The sequence below is a fragment of the Shewanella sp. SM73 genome (assembly GCF_025653795.1).
Lineage (GTDB): Bacteria > Pseudomonadota > Gammaproteobacteria > Enterobacterales > Shewanellaceae > Shewanella > Shewanella oncorhynchi.
This window is the reverse complement of the sequence record NZ_JAKKRY010000002.1, coordinates 220296-244731: the sequence shown is the minus strand read 5'-3', so window position 1 is coordinate 244731 and position 24436 is coordinate 220296. Positions and strand designations below refer to the sequence as shown.

The following is a 24436-nucleotide window of genomic DNA, read 5'->3' as shown; positions in this document are numbered from 1 at the left end:
TTAAGGAGTGTTCTATGAGCTTGAATATAAAAACAATAGGTCAATTTTCGCGACTAAGTCTTATCGTCATTTCTGGCTGGATATCGGTTTCTGCCTTTGCAGGAGAAGTGATCGTTAATCGCTCAAGTGAGCCTGTCGATGCCTTTGCCGTGCGTGATCAAGTGCTCAAGGATTTTGAATGGCAGGAGTCACTTCGTCGCCAGCAGCAAATCCAAATTCTGCAGGCTTTACCCTCAGGTTGCGTTACGGTCATGAAACCCTATCGACATTTTACCTGTGGAGAGCATAACTATCGGCCGTATGATTATCAGCAGCGTGAGTTATACATAGAAGTTGACCGACCTTCGCAATAGTTAATTCGTTAAATTATTTGCAATTATTTTCAATCGATCGCGATTATTATTTTTTGTAACCATTTTATGTCGTCTTTTTCGCCATTTGTAATAAGCTCAAATAGGAGCTAATGGTGTGGGAGGACGTATGTCGAAACTATTCCGAGCCGTATACTTGAGTACGATCTTGAGCGTTGTATTCAGTCAATTGTTTGCTTGTAGCTCGACGACCATTGAGCCTAATCCGTCGGATCTTGAGTCGTTACTTGCCGATTCACTGTTTACCCCTGTGGCCGATATTCCTTCTGTTGCGGATATTTTTTATCTGCCACCCGAGGTCGTAACAGACGTAAAACGTCGCTATGGGATATACACTTTGTCACACAATAACAACATGTTAGCCAATGAATGGTTAGCTAGTTATATTAATGCGAGTCAAACCAATAGCGCTAACATTGATTTTCGATATCAAGATAATCTGACCCAAATTGCCCGTGAAACCTACGCCCAAAAGGCGGGTAATTGCATGTCTTTAGTGGTCATGACTTCTGCGTTAGCGGACATATTGAATGTGAGTGCTGAGTATCAAGATATTGCGATAGAACCCGTATGGGATAAGCAAGGTGATTTCTATTTAATCAATGGGCATGTGAATTTACGCTTACTTCCACCTGAAAACGCACATTCAGTTTATGTGTCATCTACCGCAGTTTTAGTGGACTTTATGCCAGAGCGAGCTCTACGGGGATACGGTAAAACCCAAGTGGATCGGCAGACCTTAATCAGCATGTTTTACAACAATATGGCGGCAGAGTCTTTGGTGAACGGTGATTTAGACAGGGCCTATGCCTTGATTAAAGTGGGTTTAAAAGTCGGCCAGTTTGTTCCTTCACTCAACACGCTCGCCATTATTTACCGGCATAAAGGTGATGAAAAGCGGGCCGAACAGGTTTATCGCTATGCACTCAAGTTTGATGCGAAAAATCTGACAACGCTTTATAACTTAGCCTTGATTTTAGGGGAGCAGGGGCGGCTTGATGAATGGGCCGAAATTAATAAAGTGCTTGAATTAGCGCGAATACGTAATCCCTATTATTACTATGACATGGGGCAGCAAGCCTATGATGAGCATCAATACGACGAGGCCTTGGCTTGGTATCAAAGGGCGTTGGCAAAAGCGGATTATCGTCATGAGTTCTTCTTCGGTTTATCTAAAACCTACTGGGCGCTGGGGGACGAAAAGCGTGCCAAACTGAATATGGATAAAGCCTTGGCTTTGAGCCGAGATGAGTCAGAGCGTCAACGCTATCAGAGCAAGTTACAAGTCATGTTACAGCATTAGCATTTGCCCGCTCTTTTCTATAGAGCGCTGGCCATCAATTAAGCTTATTACGGGTAAACATCTTTGCTTGCTAATATAGGGCACCTAAATACACTTGCAGTAAATATGTTTATTCCTTTTTATCCGCCATATTCGATTTTGTTCATCAAGGCCGTGAGTTAGCTGGCATATTTGAATTTTGATTTTTTTTAAATATATTAAAACAATAAGTTATATTTGATTTTTTGAAATGGAGACAACTTGGTTGCATTGGCGCTTGAGACTCGATAAATTGAACTCAGTATTGCAGTTGAGATCCCTTATCGCAGCGATAGAAATAGCCTAAACACCAGCGTTGGAGCAGTAAAATTATGTATTACCAAAATGATGACGTTCGCATTAAAGAAGTAAAAGAGTTACTTCCACCTATCGCGATTCTTGAACGATTTCCTGCTTCCGAAAAAGCCTCTGCGACTGTGTTTAATGCGCGTAATAGTATCCATAATATTCTGGCTAAGTCTGATGATCGTCTATTAGTGGTGATTGGGCCTTGTTCTATCCACGATCCCAAAGCTGCGTTGGAATATGGACAGCGTTTGGTCTCACTGCGTGAACGTTATAAAGATCAACTCGAAATTGTGATGCGAGTGTATTTTGAAAAACCAAGAACCACAGTGGGTTGGAAGGGGCTGATTAACGATCCTTACATGGATAACAGCTTTAAACTCAATGATGGTTTACGCACCGCCCGTAAATTATTAGTGGATTTGAACGACAGCGGTATGCCAACCGCGGGTGAGTTTCTTGACATGATCACCCCACAATATATGGCTGATTTAATGTGCTGGGGAGCCATTGGCGCCCGTACGACAGAATCTCAAGTACACAGAGAGTTAGCCTCGGGTCTTTCTTGTCCGGTCGGCTTTAAAAATGGTACTGATGGCACGATCAAAGTTGCTATTGATGCGATAGGTGCTGCCAATGCACCACACCATTTTTTATCTGTGACTAAGTTGGGCCATTCGGCGATCGTTTCGACTAAGGGCAATCCTGATTGCCACATTATTTTACGGGGTGGCCGCGAGCCCAATTATAGTGCGCCGCATGTCACTGAGATTAGCCAGCAATTGTTAAAAGCCAAGCTTGCCGACAACATCATGATCGACTTTAGCCATGCGAATAGTAGTAAAGAGTATCAACGTCAGTTAGTGGTTGCTGAAGATGTCGCTGGTCAAGTGGCGGCGGGAAATACTGCTATTTTTGGTGTTATGGTAGAAAGCCATTTAGTGGAAGGTCGTCAAGATCTTATTGAAGGTCAAGAGTTATGCTATGGGCAGAGTATTACCGATGCGTGTATTGGTTGGGATGATACCGAGCGTCTGTTAGCCATTTTGAACCAAAGCATTATCGAACGCCGTCAGGTTTAATTGTCTGCTCGAGCGAACATAAGCCGCAACTATACCTGAGTTAGCCGTTAACGATTGCGGGTTAAGTAAAAACAAAGGCGCTATCCCGGCGCCTTTGTTTTATCTATTTATTGCTTATTTCAACAATGTATTCATTTGCTTTGGCTAAGCTACCAAAGGCGGCAATAAGGTTGTTTCTACCTTTATCTTGTATCTCTGGATTGCCTGATTCGATCATCATCCACACCCAAGTTTGGATCAGTGGTAATGGCGGGTATTGAACTTTAGCGGAATCCAACATAAAGCTTCCTTTGATCTTAATTTAATTTGTTTGTCTTAATGTTCTCGCTAGAACTTGGGCGTATGAATCGCAAAATCTAGCGCGTAGAGGTTAACAAATTCTATTGATTTGTATAACCGCCTCCATGGCATTTTGGGCAAAACTGCAAAAATAATCAACAGCAGCAACTCTGTGCCAAGCCTTCTTCCATTGCACTCTTATCCTCCTACATACGGCTCTGAGGTTAAGTAAAACGGTACATGCCTGAACACAAATCAGTATAAATTCATTTATTGTGAATACGCCAGTGTAATGCGTAAGTATGATGTTTTGACTTTAAATGCAATCAAAATAGCAGCTGAGTATGTCGTGAATAAGTCTATTTGTCTGTCAGGAAAATCTGATTGATTTTATTCAGACTTTGCTAGTTTCGCTTAGCTTATGTTCGGTGTGAACTGTTACAATTGGCATAACTCATTCAAGGTTATGTCCTATGCGCCCAACGTTATATTTTGAAGGTCCAGTCGATAAATTAAACTGGCACGTCATGAAACTGCTTTGGCCTTACTTATTGGAATACAAAGGCCGTATTGCGCTGGCGATGTCATGCCTCATCATCGCTAAGCTGACCAGCGTGGCTCTACCTTTTATTCTGAAGCATTTGGTCGACACCTTAGATGCCGATAAAACCGCGCAAGCCCTCAGTGTGCCCGTAGGATTAGTGTTGGCCTATGGTGCGGTACGTTTACTAACGGCGATTACGGGGGAGATCCGCGATACCTTGTTTGGCCGCGTAACCGAGCGGGCGATCCGCCGTTTAGGCTTAGCAGTATTCGACCATTTACACCGACTGGACCTCGACTTTCATCTAGAGCGCAAAACCGGCGGCCTATCCCGCGATATTGAACGCGGCACCAGCGGCGTGAGTTTCCTCATGCGTTTTATGGTGTTCAACATAGTGCCAACCTTGCTCGAAATTGTCATGGTGATCGGCATTTTCTTCTATAACTATGGCATTGCGTTTGCGGCAATCACTTTTGTTGCTGTGCTGGCTTATATTATTTTTTCTGTGGTCGCGACCGAATGGCGTACTGAGTATGTACGTGATGCGGCCAAGGCTGACTCGTTATCGAATACCCGCGCCATCGACAGCTTGCTGAACTATGAAACGGTGAAGTATTTTAATAATGAAAAGTATGAGTCGCAGCGCTATGACCAAGCGCTTGAACAGTGGGAAGTCGCTAAGCGTAAGAATCGTTTATCTTTGTTTGCGCTCAATGGTGGACAAGCTGTGATTATCGCTTTGGCGATGACGGCTATGATGGCGCTGGCGGCATACAGAGTTACCTATGGCGATATGACCTTAGGTGATTTTGTGTTGATTAATGCGTTTATGATGCAGCTCTTTTTACCCCTTAACTTCTTAGGTTTTGTGTATCGCGAAATTCGCGGCGCGTTAGCCAATATTGAGCGCATGTTTAGCCTGCTCGATAAACATCCTATGATAGTCGACTTACCCCAAGCACTCGATTTTCAACCCACTAAGGGTGAGTTGATATTTGAAAATGTTAATTTTAGCTACGATGAGCGGCAAATTCTGCGGGACGTGAGCTTTAAGGTTGAAGCCGGTAAAAAGGTGGCTGTTGTAGGTGATAGTGGTGCAGGTAAATCGACCCTGATTAAACTGCTATTTCGATTTTACGATGTGGACCAAGGTGCAATTAAAATCGATGGACAAGATATCCGCCATCTCACCCAAGATGCGCTGCGGCGTGCCATTGCCATAGTGCCGCAGGATACTGTGCTGTTTAACGATTCATTAGTCGAAAACATACGTTATGGTCGCCCAGACGCGACTGATGAAGAGGTGCGTAATGCTATTAAATTAGCGCACTTAGAGCAATTTATTGCATCACTTGCCCTTGGTTGGGACACAAAGGTGGGTGAGCGCGGCTTAAAACTCTCTGGCGGAGAAAAACAGCGGGTCGCGATAGCAAGGGCCATTTTGAAGGGCTCGCCCGTGCTGGTGTTTGATGAGGCGACATCTTCACTCGATAGTCGCTCCGAGCAAGCTATTTTGTCGGCACTGCGGGAAGTCGCTAAGGGGCACACTAGCCTAGTGGTAGCTCATAGGCTATCGACCATAGTCGATGCCGATCAAATTGTGGTATTAAGCCAAGGAGAAATAGTTGAGCAAGGTAATCATCAGACTTTGCTGTTGGCAAATGGTCTCTATGCCAAATTATGGCGGATACAAAATGAGCAACAACATACTCATCTGAGCAGTTAATAGCGCAATACAGTTCAGTCTTTATTCAGCTTCGGCTCTCTATACTCAATGCCAACACATCAATCGGAAGAGATCTGGCATGGAAAATATTACACTGAGAGCTAATATTGAAGGCAAAGAAGAAAAAGTCGCCACTGATTGGTATGCCATCATGGCGACATTGAAAAAACGTGGTGTTGATTATGATTCATTGCAACGCATTCATGCTGAGTTGAACGCGGGTCTACTGGTGACCACTCGGCGACTTACCTTGGCGAAAGTCAATCCAGAAATGGTGCTGGCAGGTGTGATCCGCGATATGAACGCGCCGACAAGTGACTTTATGGGTATGCGTTAGGTGTGTTCGCTAGTGCTTTAGTACAGTTTAGGTGAGAACGTCCGAGAATAGAGGTGAGCCTCTATTCTTGATGCTCTAGAGAGACTCCAGAGATAAAATATGGCTGAATTAAGCTACGCCGTTCAGCTTCCCCGCTTTCCAACCTTCACATAAAAGATTCAATTTAGGTACTGACTCATCTATCAAAGTGAGTCGAATGATCTGCCCTTCGCGAAAACACACCAGTTCACCTTCGATCTCGGTCAGGCGATTACAGCTCTTACAGCTAGTGCTTACAGTTTTACTGGCGGGCAGTTGGCTTACGAAGCTAGATTTCAAAGTGTTTCCTTAAGTTCAATTGTGGGTAAGACATTTGAATAATGTCTCACGTCACGGATCTTACCTCTTTTGTGATACGCATTCAAATATACCTTATGTAAACCCTATATAGACGAAAGTTGTATTCGCCATTAACCGCGAGGGTTCGCGGCTACTTATCCATATGTGCATAGTATTTATCGAGTGAAATGGATAAACCGCTATCGAGTACAATTCGGACATGTGAGGGTTTGAGTTGTCTTGGTTCTGTCACTCCGCAAGAGTGCGCAATTAAGGCTAAGTCATGGTGTAAATTATGATTATAGTTAGCAACACGAGCCGATTTATCCCTAGGATCGAGTCCTTGTTGTAGCTTGGGATTGTGCGTTGTGATGCCCGTTGGGCAGGTATCTCTATTGCACTGTAAGGCTTGAATACAACCGAGGGCGAACATATTGCCACGGGCCGATGCGATGAAGTCGGCACCTAATGCCAAAGCCCAAGCGACTCTTGATGGCACTATGAGTTTACCCGAAGCGATGACTTTGATGCGTTTACGCAAGCCTCGTTGGATCAAGACATTAACTAGGATAGGTAAGCTTTCCTTCAGTGGTAATCCGACATAATCCATTAAAGGTTGTGGTGCAGCGCCTGTGCCGCCATCGGCACTGTCTAAGGTAAAGAAGTCGGGGGCAGAGTCTTCGCCACGACGTTCAATTTCATCACATAAATCTTCGAGCCACTGCACGTCACCGAGTACGGCCTTAATGCCCGTTGGTTTACCGGTAACTTCACGTACTCGTTCAACCATATCCAAAATATCGTTCACGGATTTGAATTCAATATGACCATTAGGGCTAATAGAGTCATAACCCTGAGGAATACCGCGAATATGGGCAATTTCAGCCGTGACTTTGATCCCAGGTAAAATGCCACCTTTGCCCGGTTTAGCTCCTTGACTCATTTTAATTTCGAACATTTTGACTTCGGGATGAATGGCTATCGACTTGAGCTTTTCATCGTCTAAATGTCCGTGCTCATTACGTACACCGTATTTGGCCGTTCCAATTTGAAAGACGATATCGCAGCCACCTTTTAGATGATAAGGGCTCAAGCCGCCTTCACCTGTGTTAAGCCAGCAACCCGCCTGCGCTGCACCGTGGGAAAGGGCGGTAATTGCTGGGCGCGATAGAGCCCCAAAGCTCATGGCTGAAATATGACAAATGGCTTGAGTCGTATAGGGTTGGCGGCAATTGGTGCCAATTGTCAGTGGATGAATGGGTGTGATCTCTTCATCTTGGGTTGGGAAGGCGGTATTCATAAACATAATGGTACCAGCATTATCTAAGGGGCGAGTTGAACCAAAGGCGATAGTTCTATCAACATTTTTAGCTGCGCGGTAAACCCAACTGCGTTCTGCACGGTTGAATGGCAGTTCTTCTCTGTCTTGGGCGAAAAAGTATTGTCTAAAGAACTCGCCTTGTTTCTCGAACAGATACCGAAAGCGACCAATTACAGGATAGTTATGTCTTACCGCTTGTTTGGTCTGCATTTTATCTGCGATATACATGTAAATAACCGCGAGTACTGCGAGTCCTATTACAATCAAAAACAGCCCTGAAAATAGATCGAGTCCCCACATAAACCAATTGAGTTCACTCATGTTATTTATCCTTATTCTTGTCCGTAACGGGTGGCGATCAAGCTCGCAGGTTGGTCATCATTAAGAGAGAGTAAAAACAGCTGGCTATAGTCATCTTCACTTATCGCTTGGATCTCAGGTCCACCAAGGGCTTTAATGATCAGTGGGACAGTGTTTGAATGCCCAACGATGAGTGTATTGCCCTTTACAGCATGCACTTGTTCGACAATGTGTTGAATATGTCCTTCGATAGGTTTGGCTGCTTCTACTATCGTCACAGGTAAATGGCGAGCCTCGGCGATGGGCGTGAGTGTTTGCTGGGTTCTTAGGTATTGAGTCGCAATAAGTTGCGACAGCGGCGTGCGGCTCAAGGCAGTGATCAGTGATGTTGCGCGCATTTCTCCCTTGGGTGATAACTGCGGGTTATTGGCTGGCGTGTCGGCTTTTTCGGCATGTCTGACTAAAATAATTAGTCTGCTCTCCGCATGAGCTTGGCTAATGGGAGTAAAGCCGAGGCAAGTGAATATGACGAGGCTTGTTAGCAGGCTAAAGCGTTTTATATTGATACCCAGATTATGCTTAAAATAGTGCTTAAGGATTAGTGTAAACTCGTGAAAGCGGAAATGACTCAAACTGCGGCCTGCTGCCATGGTGTAACATCCTTTTCTATTGGCTTATGTCTAAGCTCAGCGATAGTAATGATCTGCATTGCGGTGGGTTGGCGCTTTATGCACCTTATTAAAGAATGAACCCACTTAATTTATGTGGGCCTTATCATGGCCTTGTGGTCAGATGGTACTTCAATTCTAAAAATTACTAAAGCTGGTTAAATTTTGGTCGATAATTAAGTCGACCCGAATTGAATGGATAGTCATCATGGAAATCAATAAACCCCCTCAAGTGCAAAGTACTCCTTTGCCACAGAAAAAATATGCTGAAAACGCGGCGTCTAAGGGCACCGACGTGAGTGATTCGAAGGACGCGAAAGCCACAGAAGTAACCTCGAAGCAAACCGCGCAGCAAACGAGTAAGCAGCTGATGAATCAAGCGATTTTATCGGCACAGCAAGATGTGAATATCAAGTCAGGCGATCAGTCTATGGCCTTGCTTTATCGCGCAGCGATAGAGTCGATTAATAAAGAATTAGCGCCCACTATGGGCGAGAACGCGATTCAGACGGCTTACGATAATGGCGTAGATACTTCTCCAGAAGCGACTGCAGATCGTATCGTGAGTTTTGCGACGCAGTTTTTTAGCATTCACCAACAACAAAATTCGGGTATGAGTCTAAGTGATCAACTCGATAGCTTTATGGGGATTATTGGCGGTGCCATCGACAATGGCTTTAAAGAGGCTAAAGATATTCTGTCCGGCCTTAAAGTATTGCAGGGTGATATTGCCGATGGTGTCGATAAAACCTACAGCTTAGTGCAAGAGGGGCTGCAAGCCTTTAGAGATAGCTTTAACAAGAAGACTGATGAGACAGCATAGAGTCCGAGTTAATACCTCAGTATTTTCAGTTCTATATTCAGTGTTATAGTCATAAGCCCCTTATATAAGGGGTTTTTGTTGTGCAGAAAAAAGTCTATGCTGGAAGCCTATTTAACGTTTCGCTTGAGGGCAAGTTATGTGGATTAGGGGACAAGTGATAGAACGTATTGATTGGAGTGATAAGTTATTCTCATTGCGCATTGCTGCCGAGTTAGCTCCATTTATTCCTGGTCAGTTTATCAAGTTAAGTCAAATGCAAGATGATAAGCGTGTGGCTAGAGCCTACTCCTTAGTAAATTCTCCCGATAAACCCTATGCCGAGGTGCTCGCCGTTGCGGTAGAGGATGGCCTGTTATCGCCTCAATTACACAACCTTGCAATAGGCGATGAAATTGAAATTACCTCAACCGCGACCGGTTTTATGACCTTAGCTGAAATTCCTAAGGGTGAACTCCAAGGGAAGCATTTGTGGTTTTTAGCCACAGGAACAGCGGTAGGGCCATTTTTGTCTATGCTCGACACCGATGAACCTTGGGAGCGTTTTGAACAAGTCGTGCTTGTGTATGGCGTGCGCGAGGCACAGGATTTGGCATATCTTGATAAGCTGCATAATTTAGAACGCAAATACCCTGAACAATTTTCATTAGTCTTGAGTGTGACCCGTAAACCCTTTGCCGATGCTTTGCAGTGCCGCATTCCCGAGGGAATAGTCTCGGGTGAAATCGAAAAAAAGGCAGGATTAACCTTAAACGCAGCTGACTCTCAAGTTATGATCTGCGGCAATCCGGGTATGATTAATGGTGCGCAAGCCGCTTTACTCGATAAAGGGTTAGTGAAGAATTTACGCCGTGCTCCTGGGCAAATTACCGTTGAAAAATACTGGTAATCTCAATTTTACATAGAAGGCGAGAGTAAACTTGTTTCCGTTCTTGCCCCTAAAAAGCCATAGCATTTAATGCAAACAAAAGGAAATTTTTGATGAAGTTGTTAAGTTCTCAAGCTTCGCCCTATGCCCGTTGTGTAAGAGCCTTAATCCAGTATCTAGGGATTAACAATATTGAAGAGCAGTTAGTTAATCCCTTTGAAAACAGCGCAGAATTACTCGATGCTAACCCGTTAGGACAGATCCCGTGTCTTATTACCAACGATGGTGTAGCACTATTCGATAGTGAAGTGATCATGCGTTACCTAGATGCAGAGCTTGGCGATCGTAAGATGTTTGGGATCTCAAATAATAACTGGGTGCTGGAGTGTCAGTATTCTTTAGTCAAAGGCTTAATCGATAGCGCGGTGAAATTACGCCAAGAGCAAATGCGTGAAGAAGAAGGCGTGAGGTCAGTATTTTGGACTGCACGTTTTGAACAAGCACTGCTGCGCGGCCTTATGCAGATTGAGCTTCAAACTGTGATCACCCAAACCACGATTCAAGCACCGCAATTAGCCTTGATTTGCTTACTCGATTATGTGGATTTTAGACATCCAGAGCTAGATTGGCGTAAGGTTGCACCTGCGACAGCACTTTGGTTCAGTGAAATGCGTGATTTACCTGCATTTATTCAAACTCGTCCCCAATAATCCGCAGAGGATGCTCAACCGTCGGTTGCGCGTCTTCCTTTTGGCCTATCACGGCGATTTTGTTCACCAAAAGCGCCGAATAATTCACGAGTAACCCCATATTCTACTCTGCGATCATTGCCTAGTTGGCGCCTGTCTTCATGGTGTTGATAGCGGCATTGGCAGTTTGCCATAGTGCATTCTTCCATCGGAATTTCGGGCGCATCTTTCGATAAAAATCGTTTTCCAGAAAGCGCTTCAATCTGCTCACAGCAACTGCCGTTATTCACTATGCTCACACTGTGAAAACTGTGAGTTTTATTAATGCTGGGATCTGCAACTTGAGAAGAGTGTTTATGTCTTTTGGGACTAGTATTGAGTTTGAATAAGCCAAATAGCGCAATTGCGGCTACGCCTAGCAGCAAAACAGTTAACATAACGCCTCCTGAAAGCATTTTAATCAAATTAAGGTTCAGTTTAGTTTGATTTGAGATAATCTCAAATTTTCAGATTAATACCATTAAAAACATAAAGTTAATTAGCTGCTTGCTCTCAAGTTCCGTATCTATTACTCTTGCGAAACTGATAAGCATTATCATTAATGCGTTAGTGTTCAAATTTTGCTGAACACGTCATCACTTTGGGGAGAATTCGGTAATGAAATGGGTAACTTGCGCGGCTGTTTTTGGGTTAATGTCGGTTGGGCATTCAGCGAATGCAGATGATAAATTAACCGTTTATTCTTATCGTCAAGCTTTCTTGGTGGAGCCTATCCTGACGCGTTTCACCGAAGAAACTGGCATAGGTGTGAATTTGGTATTTGCTAAAGACGGTATTGCCGAGCGTCTCGTCCGTGAAGGCCGTTTATCCCCAGCGGATCTTGTGCTGACGTCTGATTTTTCACGTTTAGTTGAATTAGTGGATAAAGATCTAACCTCTCCAGTCAAAAATCCCCTGCTAGAGAGCAATATTCCTGCGCAGTATCGCGATCCCGATGGCCAGTGGTATGCCCTGACTATGCGGGTGCGAAATCTCTATACAGCCAAGGATCGTTTAGGCCAGCAGCAATTGACCTATGAAGAATTAGCCGATCCCAAATATAAAGGAAAGATTTGTACTCGCAGTGGTAAGCATCCATACAACATAGCGTTAGTCGCATCTATGATTGCTCATCACGGTGAAGCTGAGGCAAAAACTTGGTTACAAGGCGTGAAAACTAATTTAGCCCGCAAACCTCAGGGGAACGACAGGGGGCAAATTGCCGCAGTAAAAGAAGGTGTGTGTGAGATCGCCATTGGTAATAGCTACTATTACGGCAATATGTTGCAGGATCCTGAGCAAAAGGCGATCGCCGAAGCTGTGACGCTCAACTTCCCGAACCAAGCTGACCGCGGTGCCCATGTGAATGTGTCTGGCATGGTACTAACTCGCCATGCGCCTAATAAAGCCAATGCGATCAAATTGATGGAGTTCTTATCCGCCGATGTTGCTCAGAAGGCCTATGCCGATGTGAATATGGAATATCCAGTGAAAGCCGATGTGGCACCTTCATCTTTAGTGGCTTCATGGGGTAAGTTTAAGTCAGATCAATTGCCCATTTTTAAGTTGGCAGAATATCACCAAGCGGCGGTTAAGCTATTAGATGAAGTGCAGTTTGATCTCTAGCTCCAGTGCTAGCGACAAAATGCAGATTTAGGTTATCAGCGCCAGTGATTGGCGCTGTGACGTTTTAAGGATTGACATGATTTTAGGATTAGCCAGAAGCTGGTCGCTTGCTGGTTATGCCGTGGCCGCCTTGCTGGTATTGCCACTATTTGCGTTGATATTTCAAGCTTTTCAGCCTGACGAAGCCGTGTTTGGGCACTTGATGGCAACGGTTCTGCCGACATATATCATTAATAGTTTATTGCTGATTTTCTGGGTGAGTCTGGGGGCGTTATTACTCGCGTTACCTTGCGCTTGGTTGATGGCTCGTTGTGACTTTGTAGGCAGGCGATATTTGCAATGGGCGCTATTATTGCCCCTCGCTATGCCTGCGTATATTGTTGCCTACGTCTATACCGATTTACTCGATTATGCGGGGCCAGTGCAGCGCGGTCTTCGTTCGATATTTGGCTGGGACTCACCGCAGGATTATTTCTTCCCCGATATTCGTACTTTAGGCGGCGCGGCGTGTATGTTGTCGCTGGTATTGTTTCCCTATATTTATCTCTTGGCGCGTACCGCTTTTATGGAGCAATCCTTAAGTTTGGCCCATGCTTCGCGCATTATGGGCTGTTCACCGTGGCAAAGTTTTTGGCGTTTATCTTTGCCTATGGCAAGGCCTGCGCTCGCCGTTGGGGTGGCTTTAGTGGCGATGGAGACGGCCGCTGATTTTGCAACGGTTAACTATTTTGCAGTGCCTACCTTAACGACAGCCGTGTACGACACTTGGTTGGGTTATGGCAATTTGACCGCCGCCGCTAAGTTATCGGCGATTATCTTGCTGGTGGTATTTAGTCTGATTGGATTTGAGCGTTTTGCCCGTCGTAAACAGCAGTTATTCCAAAAACAATCACGTATACAAGTCACTGACTTGTATCGACTCTCGATGACTCAAACCTTGGTCGCACTCAGCTTTTGCGGCATGCTATTGCTATTAGCCTTTCTGTTACCTTTCGGGATTTTATTATCCTATGCCATTGGCTACTTTGAACAAAGCTGGGATAAGAGTTTTTGGCAATTGAGTCTTAACAGCCTCAGTCTTGCGCTGATCACCAGTTTACTCTGTTGCTTAATCGCCTTACTGCTTATGTTCGTTCGCCGGATAAGCCCAAGACAGAGTGATGCTTTGCCCTCACGGTTAGCTTCGACGGGCTACGCCTTACCAGGCACTGTGCTGGCTATTGGGGTATTAGTGCCTTTAACTATGTTAGATTTTGCGATTAACGATCTGGCGGATCTTGTCGGCATAGCAGGTCCTGGTCTTATCCTTACAGGCAGTGTGATGGCATTGATTTTTGCTTTTTGTGTGCGTTTCGTGGCAATTGCGATTGGCAGTGTTGAAAGCAGTTATAAACGCATCTCGCCATCGCTGGATATGGTGAGCCTGACCATGGGGCAAACTCCTAGGCAACTTTTGCGGCGGGTGCATTTGCCTTTACTTGCTAAGGGATTATTTGCGGGCGCTTTATTGGTATTTATCGAAAGCATGAAGGAACTGCCCGCTGCGTTATTGCTGCGGCCTATCGGCTTTGAGAATCTTGCAACTTATGTATTCCAGTTTGCGTCCGATGAAAAACTCGAGCACGGCGCATTAGCTGCTATTGTGATTGTACTGGTGGGTTTAGTGCCGCTTATTTATTTAAACCGTTCATTGGAGCATCACAGCTGATGACAAGTACGCTCAAGCTTAAGCAAATTCATAGCGATTATCAGGGCCAGCAAGTACTTAAAGGTTTGAGTTTAACGCTCGCCCAAGGGGAAATCCTGGCGTTGTTAGGCCCAAGCGGTTGTGGCAAGACGACCTTATTACGTGCGGTTGCTGGATTACAGGCCATAAGCCAAGGTGAAATCCAGATTAATGGCCGCATAGTGAGTGGCAACAGCCAGTTTGTACCTAGCGAGCAGCGCGGCATCGGCATGATTTTTCAAGACTATGCGCTTTTCCCTCATTTGACTGTGGCGGAAAATATCCTCTTTGGGGTGGCTAGATTGTCGGGCGCAGAACGTCAGGCACGTTTGGATGAAATGCTAGCCTTGGTCAAACTTGAAGGGTTGGCACAGCGTTATCCCCATGAATTATCTGGCGGTCAGCAGCAGCGAGTTTCGATTGCGCGGGCACTTGCCTATGAGCCGCAGTTATTGCTGCTCGATGAGCCTTTTTCCAATATTGATGCCCAAGTGCGCTACGAGATGATGGCGGAAATTCGCAGCATCTTAAAACAGCGTAATGTCAGCGCGGTGTTTGTTACTCATAGCAAGGATGAAGCCTTTGTATTTGCAGATACTTTAGCCATCTTTAATCAAGGCATCATAGTGCAGCATGGTAGTGCCGAAGCTTTATATGCTGCCCCAAACAGCCGCTATGTGGCGGACTTTTTAGGTAGCGGTAATTACTTACCTGCAGCAGTGTTTGATGGGCACAGTGTTGTCACTCCCATAGGTCATTTAACCAGCCTCACGCCATTAAATTTGCCGAGCGAGTTCAGCGGAACAGTATTCTTGCGACCACAGCAATTGACGCTCAGCGCCGATGAACAGGGCGTAGGTACTATCACTGAGCGACGTTTCTTAGGCGCCTTTTGTCATTATTGGGTCAAAATTGAGGCCGCTTCCCATGCTTATTATGTGGAGGTGCGTAGCCAAATGATGCAGCTAAGTATCGGTCAAAAGGTTGGGGTAACGACTGAGCCGCATTCGCTTGTGCTGTTTGAATCTTCAGCATATTCAAACTGTGGGGACCCAATCTAAGCGATGAGTATTTATTCAATGCTGATATAGCATAGCCAACTAAAGTACGACATTTTTGCTTACGTTAAACTTGGGTCTATGCGGTATTGGTTGGTGATATTTTCGACCATCCTTGCTACTTTTATCCTCCGGTTTTGGAGGAATTATGATAAAAACAATAAATTCAATTTGCACCCTCGTTATTGTAGCAACGGCAATATCGTCTTCAGGAGTGATGGCCATGGATAGGATCACAGGTAAAGCCTTCGCAACGCGATCAGAAGTGTATGCAACCCAAGGGATGGCGGCGACCAGTCAGCCTTTAGCCACGCAAGTCGCTATTGATATACTCAAACAGGGCGGCAGTGCGGTCGATGCAGCGATTGCCGCTAACGCCATGTTAGGGTTAGTCGAGCCAACGGGCTCGGGTGTCGGTGGGGACTTATTTGCTATCGTCTGGAGCGCAAAAGATAAACGCCTCTATGGTCTTAATGCATCGGGGCGCAGTCCCAAATCCTTAAGTTTAGAAAAGCTTAAATCCCTCGGATTAGACTATTTACCGCCGCTTGGACCTTTGCCTGTTTCTGTACCAGGCACTGTTGACGGTTGGTACGAGCTGCATAATAAGTTTGGTAAATTAGCTATGGCCGATAACCTTGCGCCTGCAATTCATTACGCCCGTGATGGTTTCCCTGTGTCAGAGTTGATTGCCTATTACCTTGATGCTAGTGGTAAAAAACTGGCTAAATTTCCCGGTTTTAAAGAAACCTATATGCCTAATGGTAAGATGCCTGCCGTAGGGGAAATCTTTAAAAATCCCGCGCTTGCTAACACCTATGAGAAAATTGCCAAGGGCGGCCGCGATGCTTTCTATAAAGGTGATATTGCCAAAAGTATTGATAAGTACATGAAATCCCAAGGTGGTTATTTAAGTTATGATGACTTAGCGAGCCATACTAGCGACTGGATAGATCCCGTTTCGGTGAACTACCGTGGTTACGATGTGTGGGAACTGCCACCTAATGGTCAAGGCATTGCGGCGCTACAAATCTTAAAAACGATGGAGCCCTTTAATGTGGCTGCCATGGGCTTTAATAGTCCTGAATATGTCCATTTATTTGTCGAAGCAAAGAAACTCGCCTTTGCTGACAGAGCTAAGTTTTATGCCGACATGGCCTTTAATAAAGTGCCCGTTACCGAGCTTATCTCACAGAAATATAACTATGATCGCGCTAAGTTGATTGACCCTACAAAAGCCGCCAAGAGTGTCGATGCGGGTAATCCAGCGTTGCAACATGGCGATACTGTGTACCTGACTACCGCCGACAAAGATGGCAACATGGTGTCACTCATTCAGAGTAATTACCGTGGTATGGGGTCAGGGATGACACCGCCGGATCTCGGCTTTGTGCTGCAAGACCGTGGGCAAATGTTTGATTTAACGGAAGGGCGTTTTAATACCTACGCACCGGGTAAGCGTCCATTCCATACCATTATTCCGGCTTTTGTGACCAAAGACGGTAAACCTTGGCTGAGCTTTGGGGTGATGGGCGGCGCGACTCAACCACAAATGCACGCGCAGATTGTAATGAATCTGATTGATTTTAAAATGAACTTGCAAGAAGCGGGCGATGCCCCCAGAATTTTGCATATGGGGTCAACCGAGCCCACAGGCGAAGTGATGAAGGATGGCGGCTACGTCAGTCTGGAATCAGGTTTTCCGGTAGAAACCCGTCGTGAGTTGATTAAGAAAGGCCATGTGCTGCGTGATGGACTTGGGGAGTTTGGTGGCTATCAAGCCATTGGATTTAATGCCGAAACCGGCGTATATCGTGCGGCCTCTGAGAGTCGCAAGGATGGTCACGCCGCAGGCTATTAACACTAAGATAAATGCTAAGGTAAGCTCAATACTGAGTGAACCTGACGTCATTGATTCGATTTAACTGATTGGCGAGACTTTAATGGTCTCGTCAATTTTTATGTTTAAGGGTCTGGGGTGGGATAATGCTCCGCTATTGGCATTATCATAAACAGATCAGAGCAAACTGTGCGTTAGTTAATGTCATTTTTAGGTAAAGTTGCGGATAATATTGCCGAAAATGAATTTAGAAAAAGGGTGATAACCAAATGGATATTCAAAATATGCCGCGTGAACAGTTGGGTGTGTGTGCAGAGGGGAACTTACACAGTGTCTATTTGATGTTTAATGCCAATGACAATGTCGAGTCGCAATTACGTCCCTGTCTTGCCAACGTTGCGCAGTATATTTATGAGCTGACAGATCAATATTCCGACAGTGCATTCAATGGTTTTGTTGGTATTGGTGCTAATTATTGGGATAGCCTCTATCCTACTGCTCGCCCTGAACTGCTTAAACCTTTCCCTGCGATGCAAGTGGGCAGTCGTGAAGCACCTGCAATTGAATATGATTTATTCGTGCATATTCGCAGTGATCGTTACGATATTCTGCATTTAGTGGCTAATGAAATCAGCCAAATGTTTGAAGATTTAGTGGAGTTAGTTGAAGAAGAGCGTGGCTTTAGATTTATGGATAGCCGTGATTTGACTGGTTTTGTCGATGGTACCGAAAACCCTAAGGGGCGTCACCGCCAGGAAGTGGCACTTGTGGGTGATGAGGATCCTGAGTTTAAGGGTGGCAGCTATATTCATGTGCAAAAGTATGCCCATAACTTGAGTAAGTGGCATAGATTACCAGTTAAAAAACAAGAGGATATTATCGGCCGTACTAAGCAAGATAATATCGAGTATGAATCTGAAGATAAGCCACTGACCAGCCATATCAAACGCGTTAATCTTAAAGATGCCGATGGTAAGTCAATGGAGATCCTGCGTCAGAGTATGCCCTATGGTTCGCTGAAGGAGCAGGGATTAATGTTTATCTCTAACTGCCGCACGCCAGAACATTTTGAAAAGATGCTGCATAGCATGATGTTTGGTGATGGCGAAGGCAATCATGATCACTTGATGCATTTTACTAAGGCGATGACAGGTTCATCTTTCTTTGCCCCCGCACTGGATTTTATGCTGCAGTTCGACGAATAAGCTTTCTATAATCAAGCCGAATTAGTATCAATCGAGACGCACTTAAGCTAACGCCTAAGTGCGTTTTTTTATGCTAATGCGCGGGAACCCATTTTTTGATATCGAGCTGCCATTGCAGGGCGGTGAAATCGATAAAAGCGCGCACTAGATTTTGCTGATAACTGCGGGACAAATATACCGCCCACAGGGTTTGGCCTGGTGTCGTAAATTCGGGTAGGACTTCTTTGAGTTGACCACTGGCAAGGTATTGGTTAGCCAAGTCACAGGGTAACCGCACTATGCCATGTCCACGTAGCGCCGCACTGACCAACACTCCCATATCGTTAGCCCTAAGATTCCCTGTAACTTTGACGTGCTCGGCTTGAAGTTCTTTTAGAAAAGGCCAGTTTTGTTGCGCTGAGTGTATGAGGCAGTTGTGGGCCAGCAGATCAATGGGTTCGAGGAGTGGCGTTGCGCTATCAAGATAGCTCGGCGCCGCGCAAAGTACTGCATCTATGGTCATCAAACGCCGAGCTATGAGATTCTCATCGGGTTGCTCGGTATAACGTAGCGCCACGTCGACTCTCTCATCTACCAATTGCGCAAAACTGTCCGACATCACCAGTTGAATGTTGACCTTAGGATGAATTTTAATAAAGCGATCGACGACATCAAACAGACTGTGCTGCCCAAGGCCAATAGGTGTAGCGATACGAATACTGCCTACCAGTTCACTGTTATGGCTGTGGGTACGGCTCTCCATGGCCGCAACTTCACTTAAGATCCGCTGGCAAAATTGTAGCGCTTCCTCACCCTGCAAAGTCAAGCTGGCGCTGCGCGTGGTGCGGTGTAATAAGCGTAAACTCAACCACTGCTCCACTTCTTGAATATGACGGGAAACCTGCAGGCGGCTGAGGTCTAAATGTTCGGCAGCTTTGGTAAAGCTGCCGCAGTTTGCGACTTCGACGAAACTGCGTATAGCGGCAATTTTATCCACATTAGTATCCTATATTGAAACAATCATGCTCAATTATTGATGTTTATTAGGTGAAAAACTGCAAGTAAACTGGATCCAATGTAAATCATCTGAGTGAGACAATGAAATGAAAATCGCAATTTTAGGTGCAACGGGTTGGATCGGTGGTGCAATTTTAAAAGAAGCACAGAGTCGTGGACATCAAGTGACAGCGTTAGTGCGTGATCCAAGTAAGTTATCCGTGGCTGACGTGGCAGTACGTGCCGTGGATTTAGAGCAGCCATTGGTTGCCGATACCTTTGCTGGCGTAGATGTCGTGATTGCCGCCGTTGGTGGCCGTGCCCAACAAAATCATGGTCTAGTGGCGAGTACGGTTCAGCATTTACTGGATGTGCTGCCTAACGCTAACGTGTCACGTTTATTGTGGGTCGGTGGTGCTGGGAGTTTAGAAGTGGCGCCGGGTGTGACGCTGGTCTCTAGTCCAGATTTCCCTGCAGCATATAAAGATGAGGCGTTAGCTCAGGGTGAAGCCTTGAAGGTATTCCGTGCGGCGCAAACGGCAATCAATTGGACCTTTGTGAGCCCAGCGGCTGAGATTTATCCCGGTGAGAGTGAAGGCCCGTACCGTCTTGGTGGCGACAGCTTCTTTACCGATGCTAATGGTCAAAGCCGTATCTCTGTAACTGATTACGCAAAAGCCATGGTAGATGAAGCCGAAAAGGGCGCTCACCCAAACCAGCGCATCAGTGTGGCTTACTGATATCGTTATAGTTGAGTTAGATATTGTGCTGGAATGTGTAACGTAATCGGGACAATGGCCAAATACCCAGCGCTATATTGCACTTCAAAATGTACAGATAAAATAGAACAGGTCAGCTCACTGACCTGTTTTTTTATTCTGCGTAATTGAATAAAGATTTGATGGTTTCTAAGGTATCGGCGATATCTTGGATGCTCGATGGGCAAATAAAGATAGTGTCATCACCGGCAATCGTACCCAAAATGCCTTCTGGTTTACCAATAGAATCCAATAAACGGGCAATCAGCTGCGCGGCACCTGGGCTAGTTCGCACGACGATCATAGCTTGATTGTGATCGACGTCGAGTACCAAATTCTTCAGTGGGCTACCCGCGGTGGGTACGCCTAATTCGGCTGGTAAGCAATACACCATCTCTTGCTTAGCGTTGCGAGTCCGCACTGCGCCGAACTTGCTGAGCATGCGTGACACTTTTGATTGGTTAATATTACCAAAGCCTTCAGCTTGCAAGGCGGTGACGATTTCACTCTGAGAGCCAAAGCGCTCTTCTTTTAAAATCGACTTAAAAATTCTAACAAGGTCATCCTGATTCTTGGTCGTTTGCATAATATTATTATTCGTTATTCAAAAAAACAGGCCCATTTTGAATATTTTTAGAAAAATTGTCAACAAATAACCAGATTGGTTGAATAAAAATTCACTAAGTCCCAGTGGTTAAGTGTTTGCTGGGGGCGTAAAAATCCCAATTTGAGTAATTGTTCTACATTGCTTCTACGTTATTCCGGAATTCTTTTGTCCCACGACTAAGGGATAATTGAAATTGTTGTGACATTCCAGTAATGTGACGCCAACGCAAATTAGATCCATGTCACACATATCCGAGAAATAACGGAGATAACTATGAAAGTTGCTGTACTTGGTGCTGCTGGTGGTATCGGCCAGGCTCTTGCCCTACTGTTAAAAACTCAATTGCCTGCGGGTTCACAATTGTCTCTATATGATATCGCACCGGTAACTCCGGGTGTTGCGGTTGACTTGAGCCACATTCCAACTGCTGTTGAAATCAAAGGTTTTGCTGGTGAAGATCCAACGCCTGCCCTAGTGGGTGCTGACGTTGTTCTAATTTCTGCTGGTGTTGCACGTAAGCCTGGTATGGATCGTTCAGATCTGTTCAATATCAATGCGGGTATCGTTCGCAACCTGATCGAAAAAGTAGCGGCAACTTGCCCTACTGCTTTGGTTGGCATTATCACTAACCCAGTCAACACGACTGTGGCTATCGCTGCAGAAGTGATGAAAAAAGCGGGTGTTTATGATAAGAACCGTCTGTTCGGTATCACGACTCTAGACGTGATCCGTTCTGAAACTTTCATCGCCGAATTAAAAGGCCTGAACGTTGCTGACGTTAAAGTGAATGTGATCGGCGGCCACAGCGGCGTGACCATTCTGCCATTACTGTCTCAAGTTGAAGGCGCGACTTTCACTGACGAAGAAGTGGCAAGTTTGACTACTCGCATCCAAAACGCGGGTACCGAAGTGGTTGAAGCTAAAGCCGGTGGCGGTAGCGCGACTCTGTCTATGGGTCAAGCGGCTTGCCGTTTCGGTCTGTCTCTGGTTCGTGGTCTGCAAGGCGAAGCTAACATCGTTGAATGCGCCTATGTTGATGGCGGCAGCGAGCACGCTGAGTTCTTCGCACAACCTGTGCTGTTAGGCAAAAACGGTATTGAAAAAGTACTGCCTTACGGTGAAGTGAGTGCATTCGAAGCTAACGCTCGTGATTCTATGTTAGATACGTTGAAAGGCGATATCAAGCTAGGCGTTGATTTCGTTAAATAATATTTCGGATAATCTTTTTAGATTATGACGAATTAAAAACGGAGCCATGAGCTCCGTTTTTTTATGCCTGGGTTTTACATTTTACCAAGCGAATTCAGTCGATCAGCGGCGCTTAGTGGGAATTTGGCAGTTATCATCGCAGCGGGCTTTGCCCGTCAGTAAATAGGAGATGCGATATCTGTTTTTTGCGAATCTGAGATAGCACCAATCGGCCACAGTTTTAATCACGGGCAGGCGTAATAGTTGGATCCAAGCGCGCGTCCCTGTCAGTGCCCACGCTTTGCAAGTGACATCTAACCCGAGTAACACTTCGCCCGTTGCGGTTTCGCCATGGAGAATCGTATTGGCGTAGTCTTTATTGATATGGCTGAAGCGCTCACTAAAGTCTGGCGGATTTAAATCTTCAAGTGCAATTAAGTTCTTCGGATCGCGCGCTTTCAGTTGGCGCATTTCGGCGCTACATAATGGACAATTCCCATCGTAAAAAATCCGCAGTTCCATCGGTATTACCTCTGATGACTTGATCACAATACTTGGTCTAAGCTCTTGGCTTGAGTACTTAAGCTTGGTTTTCTTCTACCCTATACGCAGAAGAAAGGGTTTTAGATCTAAGCGATTGTAGAACGGATCAGCATCTCATTTGGCTTTTTGTTAGGTTAAATTCAAATGAGTGCAGTAACATCTTGGTTATTCATCAGTTTAACTTAATTGCTGATTTTTAAGCGAACAAGGTAAAACCTGACCAATAACGACTCAAAAGGATAGGTATGACATCTCCCATCATAATCACAGGCGTGGGTAAACGCATAGGTTACGCCTTAGCTAAACATTTTCTCGCCCAAGGTCAGCGTGTGATTGGTACTTATCGCAGCCATTACGCTAGCATCGATGAGCTTAACGCTTTAGGTGCGACTCTGTATCCCTGTGATTTTTATGACGATGCCCAAGTGCAATCCTTAATTGCTGAGTTAGCTAAATTGCCGCAAATTCGCGCCATTATTCACAATGCCTCAGATTGGCTGCCTGATCCTGTGCTTACAAAGAATGAGTCTTTAAAGAGTGCCACTTTTACAATGAGTGAAGTGCTGCAGCGGATGATGCAAGTGCATGTGAGCGTACCCTATCAGTTGAACTTGGCCTTAGAGGCACAGCTACGTGCGGCTGCTGGCGATGAAATCGGCGGCAGTGATGTGATTCATATTACTGACTATGTGGCAGAGAAGGGCAGTCAGAAGCATATCGCCTATGCCGCCAGTAAAGCCGCGCTGCATAATATGACGCTATCCTTTGCCGCCAAATTTGCGCCTGAGGTCAAAGTGAATTCGATTGCGCCAGCGATGATCCTATTTAATGCAGGAGATGATGTTGCCTATCAGCAAAAAACATTAGCCAAAGCGCTGTTGCCGAAAGAAGCGGGGAATGAGGAAATTATCGACTTAGTGGAATATCTGCTGAATAGCCGCTACGTCACTGGTCGTTGCCATAATGTCGATGGTGGCCGGCATTTAAGGTAGAGAAGGCTCTAGAACGCCACTGCATGGCTCTAGATTCTAGAAGGAGCTAACGACTGCATGATCTATTTTGTTTCATACCAAATATGACATTTTTACCCTCCATAGTGGTCAGATGTAGGAGGTAGAACTCTTTAATAAAAAGAGTGCAGGAGCAGTTATAGAGCGACGCTCTGCTTTTTCTAGCAGCGAAGCGCCCTAGCTTCTAGTTTCTCGATCTTTCTTTTTCAAAACGTCAGTACCCGACTTGGGGTGATGATAAATGGCAAAGGCACATCCCAATACTCGCAGGGTAAACTCGTCACTTGCTGACAGTCGTGAGCGTAACCCATAGGCAAAGGTTTACCTTTAAGCTGCCAGTTTGCCAGCGTCCTATCGTAATAGCCGCCGCCCATGCCCATACGATTTCCCATTAAATCAAAAGCCACTAATGGTGTGATAACCACATCTAACTCTGTCACTGGGATAATGGCGCGCACATCTAATTTAGGTTCTAAGATGCCGAATTGATTGGGTTGCATGGGGGTGTTTGCGGTGTAATGCAGGAATAATAATTGTCCGGCATTGAAGGGATGTAACCTAGGCAGATAGGTGTTTATGCCCATTTGCCACAGCGCAGCGATCAGCGGTGGCGTGGCGAGTTCGCCATCATGGGTGAGATATAATGCCACATGTTGCGCTTTGTTGGTCTGCAATGCATCGAGCATTCGCTGGCAGGCGTTTAAGCTTGCTTGGGTTTGCTCTATTTCGGAGAGGGATTTACGGGCGGTACGAATGGCTTTGCGTAACAGATTGCGGCTTTCTTTTGTATGGAGTGCGATATTTGCCGCATAGCTTGCGACATCTACGGCATCAGCGACTTCTACGGCAAGGTGCGCCGTGTCGCTTTGGGGATTCAAATGAGAAAGTTTGGAGGATGTAGACATAGAATT

General features: G+C 45.4%; 25 protein-coding genes. 16 read left to right on the top strand and 9 right to left on the bottom strand.

Annotated features, from left to right (window positions below; genetic code table 11):
- The first annotated feature begins 14 nt into the window (after window positions 1-14).
- From L5M51_RS04285 to aroG, 3 genes are all read left to right on the top strand, one after another.
- Window positions 15-353: a hypothetical protein gene (locus L5M51_RS04285; RefSeq protein WP_168824642.1), complete on the top strand. Its 339-nt coding sequence runs from the start codon at window positions 15-17 to the stop codon at window positions 351-353.
- Window positions 354-480: 127 nt separating this feature from the next.
- The gene (locus tag L5M51_RS04280; protein WP_212599672.1) at window positions 481-1674 is read left to right on the top strand and encodes a tetratricopeptide repeat protein; all 1194 of its coding nucleotides are present in this window, start codon (window positions 481-483) and stop codon (window positions 1672-1674) included.
- A gap of 350 nt (window positions 1675-2024) precedes the next feature.
- Window positions 2025-3080, top strand: a complete 1056-nt coding sequence (gene aroG / locus L5M51_RS04275) for a 3-deoxy-7-phosphoheptulonate synthase AroG (protein ID WP_131525191.1) — start codon at window positions 2025-2027, stop codon at window positions 3078-3080.
- Window positions 3081-3183: 103 nt separating this feature from the next.
- On the opposite strand, the gene L5M51_RS04270 is transcribed toward aroG, so the two are convergent.
- Complete coding sequence (locus tag L5M51_RS04270; protein ID WP_105250227.1) at window positions 3184-3360, bottom strand: hypothetical protein; 177 nt, start codon at window positions 3358-3360, stop codon at window positions 3184-3186.
- Between the two features lie 472 nt (window positions 3361-3832).
- Between L5M51_RS04270 and L5M51_RS04265 the strand changes: the two genes are divergently transcribed.
- On the top strand, window positions 3833-5629 hold the full coding sequence (locus L5M51_RS04265) for an ABCB family ABC transporter ATP-binding protein/permease (RefSeq protein WP_263145607.1): 1797 nt from the start codon (window positions 3833-3835) through the stop codon (window positions 5627-5629).
- Window positions 5630-5708: 79 nt separating this feature from the next.
- Entirely contained in the window at window positions 5709-5966 is a 258-nt protein-coding gene (locus L5M51_RS04260) for a hypothetical protein (RefSeq protein ID WP_105250225.1), read from the top strand.
- Window positions 5967-6074: 108 nt separating this feature from the next.
- Here the strand turns inward: L5M51_RS04260 and L5M51_RS04255 are convergent, their stop codons facing one another.
- The 3 genes from L5M51_RS04255 to L5M51_RS04245 all read right to left on the bottom strand — a co-directional run bounded on the left by L5M51_RS04255 (window position 6075) and on the right by L5M51_RS04245 (window position 8555).
- Complete coding sequence (locus L5M51_RS04255; RefSeq protein ID WP_105250224.1) at window positions 6075-6284, bottom strand: hypothetical protein; 210 nt, start codon at window positions 6282-6284, stop codon at window positions 6075-6077.
- A gap of 151 nt (window positions 6285-6435) precedes the next feature.
- Window positions 6436-7926, bottom strand: coding sequence for an FMN-binding glutamate synthase family protein (locus tag L5M51_RS04250; RefSeq protein ID WP_105250223.1), 1491 nt, complete (start codon window positions 7924-7926; stop codon window positions 6436-6438).
- Between the two features lie 11 nt (window positions 7927-7937).
- Window positions 7938-8555 (bottom strand): SixA phosphatase family protein, encoded by a 618-nt coding sequence (locus L5M51_RS04245; protein ID WP_028761805.1) that lies wholly within the window; start codon window positions 8553-8555, stop codon window positions 7938-7940.
- Between the two features lie 226 nt (window positions 8556-8781).
- On the opposite strand from L5M51_RS04245, the gene L5M51_RS04240 reads away from it, so the two are divergent.
- The 3 genes from L5M51_RS04240 to L5M51_RS04230 all read left to right on the top strand — a co-directional run bounded on the left by L5M51_RS04240 (window position 8782) and on the right by L5M51_RS04230 (window position 10971).
- A complete protein-coding gene (locus tag L5M51_RS04240; RefSeq protein WP_263145610.1) occupies window positions 8782-9396 on the top strand; it encodes a DUF5610 domain-containing protein in 615 nt (204 codons plus the stop codon).
- A gap of 136 nt (window positions 9397-9532) precedes the next feature.
- Window positions 9533-10282, top strand: a complete 750-nt coding sequence (locus tag L5M51_RS04235) for a ferredoxin--NADP reductase (protein ID WP_263145611.1) — start codon at window positions 9533-9535, stop codon at window positions 10280-10282.
- Between the two features lie 92 nt (window positions 10283-10374).
- A complete protein-coding gene (locus L5M51_RS04230) occupies window positions 10375-10971 on the top strand; it encodes a glutathione S-transferase N-terminal domain-containing protein (protein ID WP_131525196.1) in 597 nt (198 codons plus the stop codon).
- Window positions 10972-10985: 14 nt separating this feature from the next.
- Here L5M51_RS04230 and L5M51_RS04225 read toward each other — a convergent pair whose 3' ends face one another.
- Window positions 10986-11387: a hypothetical protein gene (locus L5M51_RS04225; protein WP_263171750.1), complete on the bottom strand. Its 402-nt coding sequence runs from the start codon at window positions 11385-11387 to the stop codon at window positions 10986-10988.
- A 220-nt stretch (window positions 11388-11607) separates the two neighbouring features.
- Between L5M51_RS04225 and L5M51_RS04220 the strand changes: the two genes are divergently transcribed.
- From L5M51_RS04220 to L5M51_RS04200, 5 genes are all read left to right on the top strand, one after another.
- Window positions 11608-12615, top strand: a complete 1008-nt coding sequence (locus tag L5M51_RS04220) for a Fe(3+) ABC transporter substrate-binding protein (RefSeq protein ID WP_113939101.1) — start codon at window positions 11608-11610, stop codon at window positions 12613-12615.
- 76 nt (window positions 12616-12691) lie between these two features.
- Entirely contained in the window at window positions 12692-14323 is a 1632-nt protein-coding gene (locus L5M51_RS04215) for an ABC transporter permease (protein WP_131525199.1), read from the top strand.
- Entirely contained in the window at window positions 14323-15402 is a 1080-nt protein-coding gene (locus L5M51_RS04210) for an ABC transporter ATP-binding protein (RefSeq protein ID WP_173496716.1), read from the top strand. Before L5M51_RS04215 ends, L5M51_RS04210 begins: the two co-directional genes overlap by 1 nt.
- Window positions 15403-15547: 145 nt before the next feature.
- Complete coding sequence (gene ggt, locus L5M51_RS04205; RefSeq protein ID WP_263139684.1) at window positions 15548-17260, top strand: gamma-glutamyltransferase; 1713 nt, start codon at window positions 15548-15550, stop codon at window positions 17258-17260.
- 248 nt (window positions 17261-17508) lie between these two features.
- Window positions 17509-18444, top strand: a complete 936-nt coding sequence (locus L5M51_RS04200; protein ID WP_113939098.1) for a Dyp-type peroxidase — start codon at window positions 17509-17511, stop codon at window positions 18442-18444.
- Window positions 18445-18517: 73 nt separating this feature from the next.
- On the opposite strand, the gene L5M51_RS04195 is transcribed toward L5M51_RS04200, so the two are convergent.
- Complete coding sequence (locus tag L5M51_RS04195) at window positions 18518-19420, bottom strand: LysR family transcriptional regulator (protein WP_263171748.1); 903 nt, start codon at window positions 19418-19420, stop codon at window positions 18518-18520.
- Window positions 19421-19526: 106 nt separating this feature from the next.
- Here L5M51_RS04195 and L5M51_RS04190 point away from each other — a divergent pair, with 106 nt between their 5' ends.
- A complete protein-coding gene (locus tag L5M51_RS04190; RefSeq protein WP_212599682.1) occupies window positions 19527-20159 on the top strand; it encodes an NAD(P)-dependent oxidoreductase in 633 nt (210 codons plus the stop codon).
- A 133-nt stretch (window positions 20160-20292) separates the two neighbouring features.
- Here L5M51_RS04190 and argR read toward each other — a convergent pair whose 3' ends face one another.
- Window positions 20293-20763 carry a transcriptional regulator ArgR gene (gene argR, locus L5M51_RS04185; RefSeq protein ID WP_006080175.1) on the bottom strand — a complete coding sequence of 157 codons (471 nt, stop codon included), beginning with the start codon at window positions 20761-20763 and terminating at the stop codon, window positions 20293-20295.
- 294 nt (window positions 20764-21057) lie between these two features.
- On the opposite strand from argR, the gene mdh reads away from it, so the two are divergent.
- Window positions 21058-21993, top strand: coding sequence for a malate dehydrogenase (gene mdh / locus L5M51_RS04180; RefSeq protein ID WP_105250210.1), 936 nt, complete (start codon window positions 21058-21060; stop codon window positions 21991-21993).
- 102 nt (window positions 21994-22095) lie between these two features.
- Here the strand turns inward: mdh and L5M51_RS04175 are convergent, their stop codons facing one another.
- Entirely contained in the window at window positions 22096-22494 is a 399-nt protein-coding gene (locus tag L5M51_RS04175; protein ID WP_263171744.1) for a thiol-disulfide oxidoreductase DCC family protein, read from the bottom strand.
- A 266-nt stretch (window positions 22495-22760) separates the two neighbouring features.
- Between L5M51_RS04175 and folM the strand changes: the two genes are divergently transcribed.
- Entirely contained in the window at window positions 22761-23507 is a 747-nt protein-coding gene (folM, locus tag L5M51_RS04170) for a dihydromonapterin reductase (protein WP_131525206.1), read from the top strand.
- Between the two features lie 224 nt (window positions 23508-23731).
- Here folM and L5M51_RS04165 read toward each other — a convergent pair whose 3' ends face one another.
- Window positions 23732-24430, bottom strand: a complete 699-nt coding sequence (locus L5M51_RS04165; RefSeq protein WP_131525207.1) for a 5-formyltetrahydrofolate cyclo-ligase — start codon at window positions 24428-24430, stop codon at window positions 23732-23734.
- Window positions 24431-24436 lie beyond the last annotated feature (6 nt).